The following is a 13,843-nucleotide window of genomic DNA, read 5'->3' as shown; positions in this document are numbered from 1 at the left end:
GGCAAGAACCCCGGGGCCGGTCAGACGGACCGCGAGGGGGCGGGAAGGGGGCTGGTGCGGGCCGGTTCCAGATCGCCGGGCTCCGGGGCCCAGGCGATCGAGACCAGCGCGCCGGCCAGGGAGAGCGCGCAGCCGAGCACCATGACCGCACCGACACCCCAGGCCGCCAGGCCCATCGGTACGAGGAAGGTGCCGACGGCCGCTCCGACGCGGCTGACCGCGGCGGCGAAACCGATGCCGGTGGCCCGGATCTCGGTGGGGAAGACCTCGCTGGGATAGACCGCCTGCAGCACGCTGGAGGCGGAGTGGAACAGGGCGAAGACGGCGAAGCAGACGGCGACGGCCCACTGGGGGCCGTGCGGCCACAGCCCGAGGACGAGCAGGGCGCCGGCGGTGACCAGGAACGGCCGGATCAGCAGCTTGCGGCGGCCCACCCGGTTGATCACCGCCGTCCCGGCCAGGCAGCCCACCAGCAGGAAGGCGTTGAGCAGCAGCTCACCGACCTCGCCGTCGCGGGCCCCCAGCGAGCCCAGCACCTGGGGCGCGAAGGTGGAGATCGCGAAGAACGGCGTCACCTGGCAGAGCCAGAAGATGCTGGCGAACAGCGTCCGCCGGACGTAGGCGCGGGAGAACAGCGCGGCATGGCCGGTGGCCGCCGGCGCGGCGGCGGGCTCGACGGGCCGGAGCCGGCGGCCCAGCCAGCGCTCGCTGATCGCCTCCGCCTCCGCGACGCGGCCCTTGCTCAGCAGCCAGCTCGGCGATTCCGGTGTGCCCAGCCGGGCCAGCAGGACCACCAGCGAGGGCAGCGCGCTGCTGGCGAGGATCCAGCGCCACAGGGCGGGGTCGTCGCTCCACGACGTCAGCGCGATGCCGAGGCCGGTCGCGAGCGTGTAGCCGACGTACCAGAAGACGATGAGGGAGGCCAGCAGCCGCCCCCGGCGCCTGGGCGGTGCGAACTCCGCCACCAGGGCGCCGGCGATGGCGTAGTCCGCGCCCACCGCGGCACCCATCACCAGCCGTACGACCAGCAGCTGCGCCGCGTCCTGGACCACCAGCTGCAGCAGCGAGCCGATCAGGAACACCAGCAGGTCGATGAGGTACATCTTCTGCCGGCCGAGCCGGTCGGTGAGCCGGCCGAAGACCAGCCCCCCGAAGAACAGGCCCGCCAACGAGGCCGCGCCGATGAGCCCGGCGCCCATCGGGGACAGCCCGAGATCGGCGCGGGCGAGCGGCAGCGCGGCGCCGACCACGCCGAGCACCCATCCGTCGCAGACCTCGCCGCCGCCGGCGCAGACCGCGACCCGGGTCTCGAACCGGCGCACGCGCCGGAGATCAAGGCCGGCGGGACCGGGCGCCGGGCGCACATCCGTGGCTGTCACAGCCCTCTCCTCCTCTGCTGGTGGTGCCGGACGGGGCCAGGGGGTGCCTTGCCGGTCTTCGTGGGGCCGTGAAGACCGGCAAGACACCCCCTAGCGGCTCGCCATGAGGCCGAGCGACAGGCTCATCCGGTCCGGCGGCGCGACATCGAGTTCGGTGCTCTCGGTCAACATGGCCGTCTGCAGCTTCCGGATGCGCTGCGACGGGGCGATGCCCAGCTCCTCGGTGAGCGTTTTATGGAGCCGGTGATAGGCCTCCAGGGACTGCGCGGTGCGGCCCGACCGGTACAGTGCGATCATGTATTGGGCATGCAGGTTTTCCTGCACCGGATAACGGGAGACGAGCGCACCGAGTTCGGAGAGCAGCTGATGGTGCAGGCCCAGCCGCAATTCCGCGTCGATGCACTGTTCCAGCACGGTCATCCGCAGATCCTCCAGGCCCGTGACATACGCATGGACATGCGGACCGTGACGTACGTCGGACAGGGTCTGGCCGCGCCACAGGCCGAGCGCCGAACGCAGGGCGGAAGAGGCCAGGAGATCGTCCTTGCGTGCCTGTGCCTGCCGGAATTCCGCCAGATAGCGGTCGAGGAAATGGGTATCGAGCGCACCGTCCTCGACCCGTAACTTATATCCCTGGTGGCAGGTCTCCAGAATTCTCTTGCTCTCTTCCGGGGTCCGGCCGAAAGGCCCGTGGGAGAGGGCCTGGCGTATCTGGAAGACCCGGGTGTGCACGCTCTGCACCGCGCTGCGCGGCGCCGCCTCGTCCCACAGCTCCTGGACACAGACGTCCAGCGACACCGGGGAACCCGCGTTGAGCAGCAGGAGAGCCAGCAGCTGACGGGTCTTCGGGGCGGACGGCAGCGGGGAGGCGCCCCCCTCCGTCAGCAGCAGCGGGCCGAGAACTCCGAACTTCATGGGACTCCCTCTCGTGCGGACGTCTGGCCGAGATTCCGGCGGAAGAAGGCGGGGGACAGGAAGGGGAACGCGATGCCCAACGCCGTTCGTCCTGCGCTCGGAGAACAAGCTAGCTACACCGTGAAGGCCTGGCCAGGCAATGCCTGGGACTCTGTCACGCGTGCCCGGATTACCCCCTTTTGCTGCCTGTCGTCGCTCCCTCGTTAGTAAGCGATGAGTGAATCGATAGAACGCCCTGCTTTGCTGTTCACATCCCGCCGGCGGACGTTGACGGGACCGCCATCGAAATCCATTCGCAGGACAATGGAGGGATCCCCCGTGACGAAACGTCTGGTCATATTCGACTGCGACGGAGTTCTCGTCGACAGTGAGACGCTCAGCTCACGCGTCATGCGGGAAATGGCGGCCGCCGAAGGGCTTGACTTCACACCGGAGCAGGCGCTCGAATTGATCCGGGGCCGCAAGGTCGCCGAATGGGTCGGACAGCTGGAGGGATGGCTCGGCAGGGCGCTGCCCGCCGAATTCGTCCCGCAGTTCCGGCAGCGGACGGCGGAGCGGTTCACCACCGAACTCCGGGCCGTCCTCCACGTCCGGCAGGTCATCGAGGAGCTCGAACTCCCCTTCTGCACGGCCTCCAGCGCGCCCCGCGACAAGATCCACCACACCCTGGGCCTGACCGGCCTGCTGCCCTTCTTCCAAGGCCGCATCTACAGCGCCTACGAGGTCGGCGCCTGGAAGCCGGATCCCGGACTGTTCCTGCACACCGCGGCCGACCTCGGCGTACCGCCCGAGCACTGCGTGGTCGTCGAGGACAGCCCGGTCGGCGTCCGGGCCGGCGTCGCCGCCGGCATGACCGTCCTCGGCTACGCACCGCCGGAGAGCGGAACGCGGGACGCCCTGGCCGCCGAAGGGGCCCGGACCTTCGGCTCGATGACGGAACTGCCCGGACTGCTGGACCGGTGGCGCGCAGCGCTCCCGGCCGGATCCGCCGCCGGCTGACACCCCCCACGTACGGCACGGCGGCAGCGCCCGCCGCACTCGCCCCTCAGCACGCCATCCCCCCCGGAGAGACCGAGACGGAAAGGTTCCATTCCCATGCCACGTGTTCTCGAAGAGCTCCAGCGCGTCGGTAAGTCCGCCGAGATCTGGTGGGATTCCTCGCCGCTCGACTTCCCCCGGTGGCGTGCGGGCCAACTGGCCACCGCGCCCGACCCCGAGACCAAGGAGCGCTGGCAGGAGCAGCTCGACCGCTTCCTGTGTCCCGCCGAGCCCGACCGCTCCCTGGTACGGGGCATCACCACCAACCCCTCGCTGGTCGCACAGTCCGTCCTGGCCTCCCCGGAGAGCTGGCGCCACGACATCCAGGAGCTCATCCGCTACCAGCTGGACCCCGACGTGGAGAGCACCTTCGCCCTCGTCTACGAGGACGCGCTGGGCCGCGCGGCACGCGAGATGCTGCCCATGTGGCGGGCGACCGGCGGCCGGTACGGCTGGGTCTCGGGACAGCTGGACCCGCGCATCATGTTCCGCGCCGACCTCATGCTGGAACAGGCGCTGCGCATCGCGCGGATCTCCCCCAACCTCATGGTGAAGGTGCCCGGCACACAGGCCGGCTACCAGGTCATCCGGCAGCTCGTCGCCCGCGGCATCTCCATCAACTCCACGCTGTCCTACACCGTCCCGCAGTTCGTCGCCTGCGCCGAAGCGGTCGAGTCCGGGCTGAAGCAGGCCCATGACCGGGGCATCGACACCAGCCGGTGGCGCGCGGTCTTCACCCACATGATCGGACGCTTCGGCTCCAACAAGGACCTCCACCACGAAGCGGCCGTCCGCGAGATCGACCTCTCCCAGACCGACATCCGCTGGGCCGAGGTCGCCATCCTCAAGCGCATCCACGCCCTCATCGCGAAGAACGGCCACCCGGTCAAGCCGCTGCTCTCCAGCCTGGAGGTGGACGACCCGGCCAAGGGCTCCACCACCCTGAGCATGCACCTGGAGCAGACCGCGGGCGGCGCCATCGCCTACACCTGCAAGCCCCAGTTCATCGGCGACGTCCTGCGCCGGGAGGCCGAACTGCCCGCCTTCGACGAGCACGCCGTCGAGCAGGAGGTCCCGGAGGACGTCCTGGAGAAGCTGATGTGGCTGCCGTCCTTCCACCGCGCCTACGACCCGGCCGGCATGAGCCCCGAGGAGTTCGCCCACTACGGCGCGTTCATCACCACCTACGCCGAGGTGACGGCGAACACCCGCAAGCTCATCGACTTCGTCGCCCACCAGTTCCAGACCGTCACGGCCTCCGCGCAGCCGCTGCTGCTCTCCTGAACCGGCCCTCCGGCCCACGATTCCCCCACCCCCTCAAGGAGGTGTTCCATGCATCGTTCCCTGGCGCTCTGGAGCCACCCCCGGTCGATGTCGACCGCGTTGGAGCGCTCGTTCATCGAACGGGGCGACTTCAAGGTCTTCCACGAGGCCTTCGCCTACGTCTTCTTCATGCACGAGGAGCGGGCCGCCATCCCGCACAAGAACGCCGACCCCGACCACCCGCTGACCTACCCCGACGTCAAGCGGATGATGGAGTCGGCGCGACGCGACCAGCCGGTGTTCCACAAGGACTTCCCGTACCACTGTCTGGACCACCTGCTCGACGACCCCGCGTACCTGCTCGGCCAGGTCAACACCTTCCTGATCCGGGACCCCGAGGAGGCCGTGCTCTCGCACGCCACCGTGCACCCGGAACTCACCCGCGAGGTCCTCGGCTACGAACAGCTCGCCAAGACCTTCGACTTCGTCCGCGAGCTGACCGGCACCGTGCCGCTGGTCATCAACGCGGCGGACCTCGCCGCCCGCCCCGAAGCCACCATCGAGGCCTACTGCAAGCACGCCGGGATCCCCTTCCTGCCCGAGGCCCTGAACTGGTCGGAGGGCGAGCAGCCCGAGTGGACCACCTGGAGCGGCTGGCACACCGACGTCGCCGCCAGCAGCGGCCTGCGGGCACCGCAACGCAACTACCGCTTCAGCTACGAAACCCGCCCCGACCTGCGGGAGTTCGAGCGCTACTGCCGTCCCTTCTACGAGCACCTTGACCAGTACCGGCTGCGGCCGGCCGAGGAGGTAGTCATATGAGCGTCAACACCGTCATCGTCACCGGCGGGGCCAGCGGCGTCGGACGCGCCCTGGTGGGCCGTCTGCTGGACGCCGGCAAGACCGTCATCACCTGCGACATCGACGAGACCGGCCTGAAGTCGCTGGCCGCCGAGCACGAGGGCCGCCCGCTGGAGACCCACGTCGCCGACGTCGCCTCGCACGAGGACTGCGACGCCTTCATGGACCAGGTCCTCGCCGCCCATCCCGACGTCAACGGGCTGGTCAACAACGCCGGCCTCTACCTCGGGCAGCCGGTCTGGGAGTACGACGACGCCACCATCGAGCGCGTGATCGCCGTCAACATCAAGGGCCCGGTGTGGCTCTCCCGGCGCTTCGCCGACCACCTGCTGCCCGCCAAGCGGCGCGGCGCCATCGTCAACCTGGCCTCGGTCGCCGGCGAGGTCGGCAGCTCCGACGCCCTGTACGGCACCGTCAAGGCCGGCGTCATCGGCCTGACGAAGTCCAACGCGATGAACTTCGCCCCCTACATCCGGGTCAACGTCGTCTCGCCCGGCCTGATCGTCAACACCGCGATCGCCGACCGGATCCCGGACTACCGCTACGCCGAGTACAAGCGCCAGGAGCAGCTGGACGGCGACATCCTCCCCGAGTACGTCGCCGACGTCTGCACCTACCTGCTCGGCGACGGCTCCCGCACCCTGACCGGCGCCCTGCTCCGCGCCGACAACGGTTCCTACCCGCGCTGAGCCGCTCCCGTACGCCCCGGAGGCGAATTCCGTGACTTCCCCCCATGACGGCCCCCGCAAGCCGCTGATCATGCTCATCGGCATGGGCGACCTGTCGGCCAAGGTCCTCACCATGCTGCTGAGCGACCCGGCCACCAACCGGGTCGTGCTCGCCGGACGCGACACCGAATCCATCCGCCGGCGCGGCAACCTCGCGCTCTTCACCGCCACCAACCTCGGCCACCACGGCACGGTCGACACCGTCCACGTCGATCTGCGCGACATCGACGCCACGGCGCAGACCCTCGCCACCGTCCGGCCCGACCTCATCTTCATGGGCGGCTCGCTGCAGTCCTGGCGGGTCATCACCGCCCTGCCCAAGGAGACCTTCGAGGAGCTGGACGAGGCCCAGTTCGGCCCCTGGCTGCCGATGCACCTCACGCTCAACCACCTGCTGATGCAGGCGGTCCGGGACTCGGGCATCGACACCAAGGTCGTCAACGCCGCGTTCCCCGACGCCGTCGGCCCCGTCCTCGACAAGGTCGGCCTGGCGCCCACGACCGGCGTCGGCAACGTCGCCAACATCGTGCCGGCCCTCACCCTGGGCGCCGCGCACCTGCTGGACGCGCACCCCGCCGACGTGGCGCTGCGGCTCACCTCCCAGCACTACTTCAGCCACTACGTGCCGCGCTTCGGCGACGCCGGCCGCGGCGCCTACCACCTCGACGTGCAGGTGGCAGGCCGGCCGGCCGAGGTGGACCATGCCGCGCTCTTCGCCCAGCTCGACAACCGGCTCAAGCGGCTCGGCGGCATCGACGGCCAGCTGCTGACCGCCTCCTCCGCCGTGCGGGTGCTGCGCGGCATGGCCGCGGACAGCGGCGTCCTCGCCCACGCCCCGGCGCCCGGCGGCCTGCCCGGCGGCTACCCGGTCCGCGTCCACCGGGACGGCCCCGTCCTCGACCTGCCCGACGGCCTCGGGCCCGACGAGGCGGTCCGGATCAACGAGGAGTGCCAGCGCGCCGACGGCATCGACCGCATCGACGACGACGGCACGGTGCACTTCGCCGCACCCGAGATGGCGATCATGAAGCGGCTGCTCGGCTACGAGTGCCAGAGCATGAAGCTCGGCGACGCCGCCGAGTGGGCCGGCGAACTGGACGCGAAGTACCGGGCGTTCGCCGCCCGCTTCGCCTGATCCGTACGCCGGACGCGCCTGTCCGACCGCCGCGCCGGCCGGGGCGCCACGCCCCGGCCGGCCGCTCACCCACCCATTGCCCGCACGGAGAGCCGGAGGACCATCATGACCACACCCGCCCCCCTCGCAGCGGCGCCCGCCGAGGACTTCGAGGGCCAGTACGTCCGCCCCCTCGTCGACCGCTGGGACCAGCTGATCGACTGGGACCGCCGCCGGGCGAGCGAGCAGGACTTCTTCGTCGAGCTGCTGCGCGGGGCCGAGGCCCACCGCGTGCTCGACGTCGCGGCCGGCACCGGCTACCACTCCATCACCCTGGCCCAGCAGGGCTTCGACGTCACCGCCGCGGACGGCAGCGCGGAGATGATCGAACGGACCCGGCGCAACGCCGAGGCCCACGGCCAGTCCTTCCGCGTGCTCCAGGCCGACTGGCGCACCCTGCGGCAGCACCTCGACGGGCGGTACGACGCCATCGTCTGTCTGGGCAGCTCCCTCCCGCACCTCTTCCAGGAGGACGACCGGCGGGCCGTCCTCGCGGAGTTCCACGAGGCGCTCAACCCCGGCGGCGTCCTCATCGTCGACCACCGCAACTTCGACGCCATCCGCCGGCACCGGTACCAGAGCAGCGGCAACTACTACTACTGCGGCACCGGGGCGACCGTGACCGTGGCGCACATCGACGCCCAGCTGTGCCGCTTCCGTTACGACTTCCCGGACGGCGGCCGCCACCACCTGGAGGTCTACCCGATCCTCTCGGCGGAGCTGTCGTCCCTGCTGCTCGACACGGGCTTCGACACCGTCCAGACCTTCGGTGACTTCCAGGAGGACTTCGACCTCGACGAGGTGGACTTCGTCATCCATGTCGCCCGGAAGTCCTGATCGATGAAGCAATCCGAGCAGTTGGCACAGCCAGAAAGGCCCACGACAGTGGTGAGTGAGAAGACGTCCGGCAACGCGCGGCGCAAGGCCGCGGTCGGACTCGTGGTGACGGTGTTGCTGACCAGTTTCGTGGCAGCCACCTACGGATTCGGTTTCTACCTCTTCGCGCAGATCGTCACCGACATGCGCAAGGACCTCGGCTTCGGGTACACGGTGGTCGGCACCATCACCGCGGCCGGCCAGCTCGGCTTCCTGCTGTTCGCCCTGCTGGGCACCTGGCTGTCCACCCGCATCGGCGGCGGCCAGGTCGTCATCGGCTCGGTGGGCCTGTGCGGACTGTGCCTGGTGTTGCTGCCGGTCACCGACAGCATCGTCGTCATCGGCATCCTGCTGGCCATCCTCGGCGGCACCGCCGCCTCCGTGTACGTACCGCTGGTCGAGATCGTCGGCCGGGTCATCGACTACCGCCACCGCGGCAAGGTCCTCGGCCTGGTCTCCAGCGGCACCAGCTACGGCGTCTTCGTCAACAGCCTGCTGGTCCCCTCCTTCGTCCAGCACGACAACTGGCGGGGCCTGTGGTACTCCGTCGGCGCCGGCACCCTCATGGTCACCGCGGTCGCCACCTTCACCTTCTTCCGGCTCGGCCTCTTCCGCAGCGAGGAGCCGGCCCCGGACCAGCCGGAGAGCGGCGCTCCCGCACGGAACACCAGCGCCCGGGCCGGCTGGCGCATGGTGCTGGTGCGCTGGGTGGTCATCATCTGGACGATGAAGTTCCTGAACGGCTTCGCCTGCATGCCGTTCCAGAACTACCTCTCGCCCTATCTGCGCGAGGGCCTGGGATTCCACATCGAATTCGCCGCCCAGGTCTGGGGCACCATCGGCGTCATCGGCATGTTCGCCGGCTTCGCGGTCGGCTGGCTCTCCGACCGCATCGGCGTCCGCGCCTCGCTGGTGATCTGCTACACGCTCTTCTTCACCTCCGCCGTGCTGCTCGTGGTCGCCCCGGTCGGCTTCCTCCCCATGGTCTCCGGAGTGCTCTTCGCCCTCGCCTTCTACCCGATCTACGGGCTGGTGCCGGCGTATGTGTCCAAGTCGGTCTCCGGCGCCGCGGCCACGGTCATCTTCGGTGTCACCAACGTCACCCAGGGCGTCGGCGGCATCCTCGGCAACTACACGGCGGGTCTCCTCAAGAACCTGACCGGCAGCTTCATGTGGTACTACGTCGTGATCGCCGTGGCCACCGTGGTCCTCGGCACACTGACCCTGCGGCTGCCCCGCGAAGGATCGCCGGAGAGCGCCATCGGCAAGGAAACCCCCACGCCCGACCTCCCCAAGGACGTCGCCCATGCCACCGGCTGACACCCGCCTCCACCCGATCCCGGACCACGCCACCGACGGCGGAAGGGACCCGATGACACCGCAAGGGATCTGCACCTGCTGGCCGGGTGCCACGGTCTGGCTGACCGGCCTGCCCAGCGCCGGCAAGACCACCCTCGCCCATGAACTCGCCGGCCGGCTGCGCGCCGAGGGCCGCCGCGTCGAGGTGCTCGACGGCGACGAGATCCGCACCTTCCTCTCCGCCGGGCTCGGCTTCAGCCGCGCCGACCGCGACACCAACGTCCAGCGCATCGGCCTGGTCGCCGAGGTCCTGGCACGCAACGGCGTCACCGTCCTGGTGCCGGTGATCGCCCCGTACGCGGACAGCCGGGAAGCCGTCCGCAAGCGGCACGAGGGCAGCCGCACCCCGTACCTGGAGGTGCACGTCGCCACCCCGGTCGAGGTCTGTTCCGAACGCGACGTCAAGGGGCTCTACGCCAAGCAGGCGGCCGGCCAGATCGCCGGCCTGACCGGCGTCGACGATCCGTACGAGGCACCGGAGAAACCGGACCTGCGGATCGAGACGCACCACCGGACCGTGCAGGAATCCGCGGCGGCACTCCATGCGCTGCTGACCGAAAGGGGACTGGCATGACGACGGCAACCGCCACGACCGGGGCCCTCCCGGAGAGGGGCGACCACCCCCGCGCCCAGGACACCGGCGACCGGCCCGACGCGCCCGGTTACGCGCTGTCGCACCTGGACGCCCTGGAGTCCGAGGCGGTCCACATCTTCCGCGAGGTGGCGGGGGAGTTCGAGCGGCCGGTGATCCTCTTCTCCGGCGGCAAGGACTCCATCGTCATGCTGCACCTGGCGCTCAAGGCGTTCGCGCCCGCCCCGGTGCCGTTCGCGCTGCTCCACGTCGACACCGGCCACAACTTCCCCGAGGTCCTCGACTACCGCGACCGCACGGTCGCCCGCCACGGCCTGCGGCTGCACGTCGCCTCGGTGCAGGACTACATCGACCGCGGTGAGCTGCGCGAACGCCCCGACGGCACCCGCAACCCGCTCCAGACCGTCCCGCTCACCGAGGCCATCAGGACGCTGCGCTTCGACGCGGTCTTCGGCGGCGGGCGCCGCGACGAGGAGAAGGCCCGCGCCAAGGAGCGCGTCTTCTCGCTGCGCGACGAGTTCTCGCAGTGGGACCCGCGCCGCCAGCGCCCCGAGCTGTGGCAGCTCTACAACGGCCGCCACTCCCCGGGCGAACACGTCCGCGTCTTCCCGCTGTCCAACTGGACCGAGCTGGACGTCTGGCAGTACATCGCCCGCGAGCAGATCGAACTGCCCGAGATCTACTTCGCCCATGAGCGCGAGGTGTTCGCCCGCAACGGCATGTGGCTGACCGCGGGCGACTGGGGCGGGCCCAAGGACGGTGAGCGGGTCGAGAAGCGGCAGGTGCGCTACCGCACCGTCGGCGACATGTCCTGCACCGGCGCCGTCGACTCCGACGCCGCCACGCTGGACGCCGTGATCGCCGAGATCTCCGTGTCCCGCCTCACCGAACGGGGCGCGACCCGGGCCGACGACAAGCTCTCCGAAGCCGCCATGGAAGACCGCAAGCGCGAAGGGTACTTCTAGAGATGACCATCGACACGCTGCGTTTCGCCACCGCCGGAAGCGTCGACGACGGGAAGTCGACGCTGGTCGGACGGCTCCTGTACGACTCCAAGTCGGTCCTCGCCGACCAGCTCGAAGCCGTCGAACGGGCCTCCCTGGGCCGCGGCCAGGAAGCGCCCGACCTGGCCCTGCTCACCGACGGCCTGCGCGCCGAACGCGAACAGGGCATCACCATCGACGTCGCCTACCGCTACTTCGCCACCCCCCGGCGCCGCTTCATCCTGGCCGACACCCCCGGCCATGTGCAGTACACCCGCAACATGGTCACCGGCGCCTCCACCGCCGAACTCGCCGTCGTCCTCGTCGACGCCCGCAACGGCGTCGTCGAACAGACCCGCCGCCACGCCGCCGTCGCCGCCCTCCTCCGCGTCCCCCACGTCGTCCTCGCCGTCAACAAGATGGACCTCGTCGGCTACCAGGAGTCCGTCTTCGACGCGATCGCCGAGGAGTTCACCGCCTACGCCACCGCACTGGGCGTCGGCCGGATCACCGCCATCCCGGTCTCCGCCCTCGCCGGCGACAACGTCGTGGACCCCTCCCGCAACATGGACTGGTACGGCGGCCCGACCGTCCTCGAACACCTGGAGACCGTCCCCGTCGGCCACCGCCCCGACAACGAGCCCGCCCGGATCCCGGTGCAGTACGTCATCCGCCCGCAGACCCCCGAACACCCCGACTACCGCGGCTACGCGGGCCAGATCGCCTCCGGCGCGCTGCACGTCGGCGAGCCGGTGACCGTCCTGCCGTCCGGCCGCACCAGCACCATCGAGGCCATCGACCGCCTCGGCGAGCCGGTGCGGACCGCCTGGGCCCCGCAGTCGGTGACGGTGCGCCTCGCCGACGGCATCGACGTCTCGCGCGGCGACCTGATCGCCCCGACCGCCCTGGCCCCCGCGCTCACCCAGGACGTCGAGGCCACCGTCTGCCACGTCGCCGACCGCCCGCTCACCATCGGCCAACGGGTGCTGCTCAAGCACACCACCCGCACCGTCAAGGCGATCGTCAAGGACATCCCCTCCCGGCTGTCCCTGACCGACGCCGACGGCGTGCTGGGCCTCACCCATGAGCCGGTCCCCGGCGAGCTGACCGCCAACGACATCGGCCGGATCACGGTGCGCACCGCCGAACCGCTGGCCCTGGACGCCTACGCCGACTCCCGCCGCACCGGCTCCTTCCTGCTGATCGATCCCGCCGACGGCACCACGCTCGCCGCCGGCATGGCCGACGGCGGGTGAGCCGTGCCGACGGACACCCTCAGGGTCGCGGTGGCCGGGGCGGGCGCGGCCGGCACGCTGGCCGCCGCCCGGCTCCTGGACACCGCGGCCCGCACCGGCCGCCGCACCGTCGTCGACCTCGTCGATCCCGCGCCGCACACCGGACGCGGTCTCGCCTACGGCACCGACGACCCGCGGCACCTGCTGAACGTGCCGGCCGGGCGGATGAGCGCCCGGCCGGACGCCGCCGGCGACTTCGTGCGCTGGCTGTCGGCCCGCACGGGCCACGAGGCCGACCCGGGCGCCTATGTGCCGCGCGCCCTGTTCGGCGACTACCTCGCCGCTGACCTGGACCGCTCGGCCGCGGCGGCCCGCGACGCCGCCACGGTCCGGCGCCACCACGACCGCGTCCTGGCCGTCGAGCAACTCCCCGACGGCGTCCGGCTACGCCTGCGGACCGGCGCGACGCTGGACGCCGACGCGGTGATCCTGGCCCTGGGCAACCTGGAGCCGGCCACCGCCTGGCTCCCGCCGGGCCTGGCGCGATCCCCGCGGTTCGTGGCCGACCCCTGGCGCCCCGGCGCCCTCGCGGACATCCCGGCCGATCAGGACGTGCTGCTCGTCGGCACCGGCCTGACCATGTGCGACACGGCCCGCACACTGGCCGCGCCGGGCCGCACGGTCCACGCGGTCTCCCGGCACGGCCTCCTGCCGCAGCCCCACGCCGCCCCCGGGGCAGCGGCAGCGCCCCCGGCCCGGCCGGGCGGCCGCAGCCCCCTGACCGCACCGCACGACCTCACCGGACTCAAGCGCCTCGTGCGGCACCGGGCGGCGCTCCACCGCAGACTCCACGGGGACTGGCGCCCCGCGGTCGACGAACTCCGGCCGCACATCCCGCTGCTCTGGCAGCAGCTCCCGCCGTCGGACCGGCAGCGCTTCCTCGCCACCGAACTGCGGGAGTGGGAGGTGCACCGGCACCGGTTGCCCCCCGCGACCGACCGGGCGCTGACCGCCGCCCGTCAGTCGGGCCTGCTCACCGTCCGCGCCGCGGAGGTCACCGGCGCCGACACGGCCGACGACGGGCGCACGGTCACCGTGCGGCTGTCCGACGGCCGGTCGCTGACCGTCGGCGCCGTCGTCAACTGCACCGGAACCGAAAGCCGGGTGGGGCAATTGGCCGACCCGCTCGTCCGCGGCCTGCTCGCCTCGGGAACCGCCGCCCCCGGACCGCACGGCCTCGGCTTCGACACCGCATCCGACGGCCGGCTGCTCGCGGCCGGCGGCCGTCCCGCGGCACCGGTGTGGACGCTCGGCCAACTGCGCCGCGGCAACCTCTGGGAGACCACGGCCATCCCCGAGATCCGCGTCCAGGCCGGCGAACTCGCCACCCGGATCCTCACCCGCACCCCGGCCCCGGCACCGGTCTGACCCGCACACCGC

The 13,843-nt window shown here is 71.2% G+C and carries 13 protein-coding genes; 11 read left to right on the top strand and 2 right to left on the bottom strand.

Annotation, left to right across the window (positions count from 1 at the left end; all coding sequences use genetic code 11):
* Positions 1–20 precede the first annotated feature (20 nt).
* Positions 21–1,322: an MFS transporter gene (locus tag ABT345_RS25155; protein ID WP_345091972.1), complete on the bottom strand. Its 1,302-nt coding sequence runs from the start codon at positions 1,320–1,322 to the stop codon at positions 21–23.
* Positions 1,323–1,469: 147 nt separating this feature from the next.
* The gene (locus ABT345_RS25150; RefSeq protein ID WP_345091969.1) at positions 1,470–2,294 is read right to left on the bottom strand and encodes an AfsR/SARP family transcriptional regulator; all 825 of its coding nucleotides are present in this window, start codon (positions 2,292–2,294) and stop codon (positions 1,470–1,472) included.
* A 318-nt stretch (positions 2,295–2,612) separates the two neighbouring features.
* On the opposite strand from ABT345_RS25150, the gene ABT345_RS25145 reads away from it, so the two are divergent.
* The 11 genes from ABT345_RS25145 to ABT345_RS25095 all read left to right on the top strand — a co-directional run bounded on the left by ABT345_RS25145 (position 2,613) and on the right by ABT345_RS25095 (position 13,831).
* Complete coding sequence (locus ABT345_RS25145) at positions 2,613–3,293, top strand: HAD family hydrolase (protein ID WP_345091966.1); 681 nt, start codon at positions 2,613–2,615, stop codon at positions 3,291–3,293.
* A gap of 96 nt (positions 3,294–3,389) precedes the next feature.
* Positions 3,390–4,616: a transaldolase family protein gene (locus ABT345_RS25140; RefSeq protein WP_345091963.1), complete on the top strand. Its 1,227-nt coding sequence runs from the start codon at positions 3,390–3,392 to the stop codon at positions 4,614–4,616.
* A 48-nt stretch (positions 4,617–4,664) separates the two neighbouring features.
* Positions 4,665–5,417 carry a sulfotransferase-like domain-containing protein gene (locus tag ABT345_RS25135; protein ID WP_345091960.1) on the top strand — a complete coding sequence of 251 codons (753 nt, stop codon included), beginning with the start codon at positions 4,665–4,667 and terminating at the stop codon, positions 5,415–5,417.
* The gene (locus ABT345_RS25130; protein WP_345091957.1) at positions 5,414–6,145 is read left to right on the top strand and encodes an SDR family NAD(P)-dependent oxidoreductase; all 732 of its coding nucleotides are present in this window, start codon (positions 5,414–5,416) and stop codon (positions 6,143–6,145) included. The genes ABT345_RS25135 and ABT345_RS25130 overlap by 4 nt, the downstream gene beginning before the upstream one ends.
* A gap of 31 nt (positions 6,146–6,176) precedes the next feature.
* Positions 6,177–7,319: a hypothetical protein gene (locus tag ABT345_RS25125; RefSeq protein ID WP_345091954.1), complete on the top strand. Its 1,143-nt coding sequence runs from the start codon at positions 6,177–6,179 to the stop codon at positions 7,317–7,319.
* Between the two features lie 105 nt (positions 7,320–7,424).
* Entirely contained in the window at positions 7,425–8,195 is a 771-nt protein-coding gene (locus tag ABT345_RS25120; protein ID WP_345091952.1) for a class I SAM-dependent methyltransferase, read from the top strand.
* Between the two features lie 51 nt (positions 8,196–8,246).
* Positions 8,247–9,554: an MFS transporter gene (locus ABT345_RS25115; RefSeq protein WP_345091949.1), complete on the top strand. Its 1,308-nt coding sequence runs from the start codon at positions 8,247–8,249 to the stop codon at positions 9,552–9,554.
* A gap of 52 nt (positions 9,555–9,606) precedes the next feature.
* Positions 9,607–10,167 carry an adenylyl-sulfate kinase gene (cysC, locus tag ABT345_RS25110; protein WP_345092230.1) on the top strand — a complete coding sequence of 187 codons (561 nt, stop codon included), beginning with the start codon at positions 9,607–9,609 and terminating at the stop codon, positions 10,165–10,167.
* Positions 10,164–11,150, top strand: coding sequence for a sulfate adenylyltransferase subunit CysD (cysD, locus tag ABT345_RS25105; RefSeq protein ID WP_345091946.1), 987 nt, complete (start codon positions 10,164–10,166; stop codon positions 11,148–11,150). Before cysC ends, cysD begins: the two co-directional genes overlap by 4 nt.
* A 2-nt stretch (positions 11,151–11,152) precedes the next feature.
* The gene (locus tag ABT345_RS25100) at positions 11,153–12,424 is read left to right on the top strand and encodes a sulfate adenylyltransferase subunit 1 (protein WP_345091943.1); all 1,272 of its coding nucleotides are present in this window, start codon (positions 11,153–11,155) and stop codon (positions 12,422–12,424) included.
* A 3-nt stretch (positions 12,425–12,427) separates the two neighbouring features.
* Positions 12,428–13,831 carry an FAD/NAD(P)-binding protein gene (locus ABT345_RS25095; protein ID WP_345091940.1) on the top strand — a complete coding sequence of 468 codons (1,404 nt, stop codon included), beginning with the start codon at positions 12,428–12,430 and terminating at the stop codon, positions 13,829–13,831.
* The last annotated feature ends 12 nt before the right edge of the window (positions 13,832–13,843 follow it).

Origin of the sequence: Streptomyces sp. NPDC000404 (assembly GCF_040300365.1) — a bacterium.
In the GTDB taxonomy this organism is placed as follows: domain Bacteria; phylum Actinomycetota; class Actinomycetes; order Streptomycetales; family Streptomycetaceae; genus Streptomyces; species Streptomyces ramulosus.
This window is presented reverse-complemented; position numbering and strand designations above follow the sequence as displayed.

What these genes read in the sequence shown, in the direction of transcription:
- ABT345_RS25150 (WP_345091969.1), bottom strand. Translation starts at nt 2,294, where the DNA reads ATGAAGTTCGGAGTTCTCGGCCCGCTGCTGCTGACGGAGGGGGGCGCC.
- ABT345_RS25140 (WP_345091963.1), top strand. Translation starts at nt 3,390, where the DNA reads ATGCCACGTGTTCTCGAAGAGCTCCAGCGCGTCGGTAAGTCCGCCGAG.
- ABT345_RS25135 (WP_345091960.1), top strand. Translation starts at nt 4,665, where the DNA reads ATGCATCGTTCCCTGGCGCTCTGGAGCCACCCCCGGTCGATGTCGACC.
- ABT345_RS25130 (WP_345091957.1), top strand. Translation starts at nt 5,414, where the DNA reads ATGAGCGTCAACACCGTCATCGTCACCGGCGGGGCCAGCGGCGTCGGA.
- ABT345_RS25120 (WP_345091952.1), top strand. Translation starts at nt 7,425, where the DNA reads ATGACCACACCCGCCCCCCTCGCAGCGGCGCCCGCCGAGGACTTCGAG.
- cysC (WP_345092230.1), top strand. Translation starts at nt 9,607, where the DNA reads ATGACACCGCAAGGGATCTGCACCTGCTGGCCGGGTGCCACGGTCTGG.
- cysD (WP_345091946.1), top strand. Translation starts at nt 10,164, where the DNA reads ATGACGACGGCAACCGCCACGACCGGGGCCCTCCCGGAGAGGGGCGAC.
- ABT345_RS25100 (WP_345091943.1), top strand. Translation starts at nt 11,153, where the DNA reads ATGACCATCGACACGCTGCGTTTCGCCACCGCCGGAAGCGTCGACGAC.